This is a genomic window from Streptomyces sp. NPDC029014 (genome assembly GCF_055564695.1).
Map to the genome: position 1 here is coordinate 1 of NZ_JBVHVT010000243.1, position 1,188 is coordinate 1,188.

Below are 1,188 nucleotides of genomic sequence, written 5' to 3' on the forward strand. Positions count from 1 at the left end.
AACTGTCTGCATTCACCCCGCGCACCCTGCTTCCGCGCTGCATCGTGTTGCTGTCCATGCTGTTCTGCGCCCAACAGGCCGCCGCATCCGGCCTGCCACGCTGCGGCGTTTTCGAGGCCGAAGGCGGCGGCAACCAGCTGCGCGTGGATGGGCCTGACCGCGGGGTCGAGAAGGGCAGCTACATCTCCGATCGGCCCTTCGTTGTCCAGCGCAGCGAAGGCAGCCTCAATCTGGTTGATCTCACCTTCGGCCTCGTCTCTGAACTGGAGGTCCAGCGCGATGGTCGCGCCCTGCATAGGGACGGCAAACGCTACCGCCTGATCCAGCCGGCCGCGTGCCTGCCCCCGGTCGAACATACGCCCGGCAGCTGCCTGGCCGACGCCCGGCAGTGCCTCTACAACCACCATGAGCTGAGCCTTCCGGCACTGGAATCGGGCTGCGCCGAAGGCGCTCCGCAACTCTGCCAGCGCCTGCCCGATCGCTATCGCAAGGCCGACCAGGCCCCCGGCAGCGATACGCCGACCGAAGCACAGATCGCGGTGATACAGGCCACCATGGAAAAGGCGATGGCCGAGATGGATTTCCCCCCCCAGTGCCGCGACGATGACCCTGCTGCCGACGCCGAGGCCTGCATGGTCATTCTGGAAGAGCGGCCCGAGCTCGTCGAGGCTGTCGACACCGCCATTCGCACGGCCTCGATGGCGGCCAGCATGGTTGAAGTGTTCTCGCCTGCAGTCAAGCCCGCACTGTCTGACGCGCGGCTGCAGCGCCTGCAGGGGCTGTGCACGCAGGTCCGCGAAAGTGGCTTCTGCATGGAGGTCGCCATGCTGCAGTGGGACGCCGGCAATCTGAGGGAAGGTCGGACGGCCTTGCAGGCGGCCTGCGACGGCGGCGACGAGCGATCGTGCCGTCAGGCGTCCGCGTTGCTGCAGCTGGGCGAAGCGCTGGTGCAGCACCCCACCGCCGCCGTGCCCTGCGGCCACTATGCGGCCTCCGGCGGGCTGATGGACGAACTGACTTTCGGCGAAGGTGGCATGGTGGAGGTTGGCTTCGGCTCGCGAGTACGCGCGCGCGTACAGGACGGTCAGATCCGCATGCGCCACGAGCGTGGGGCTGACTATGTACTGCAGCCGTTTGCCAACGACGACTTTTTTGGGTTGGACGATTTCCCGCGTTTCCCGCGGTTCC

At 66.9% G+C, this 1,188-nt stretch carries 1 protein-coding gene; it reads left to right on the top strand.

Features of this window, described 5'->3' with window-relative positions:
- Positions 1 to 1,188: hypothetical protein (locus tag ACZ4VL_RS40830; RefSeq protein WP_468211121.1), on the top strand; the 1,188-nt coding region annotated here is incomplete at both ends.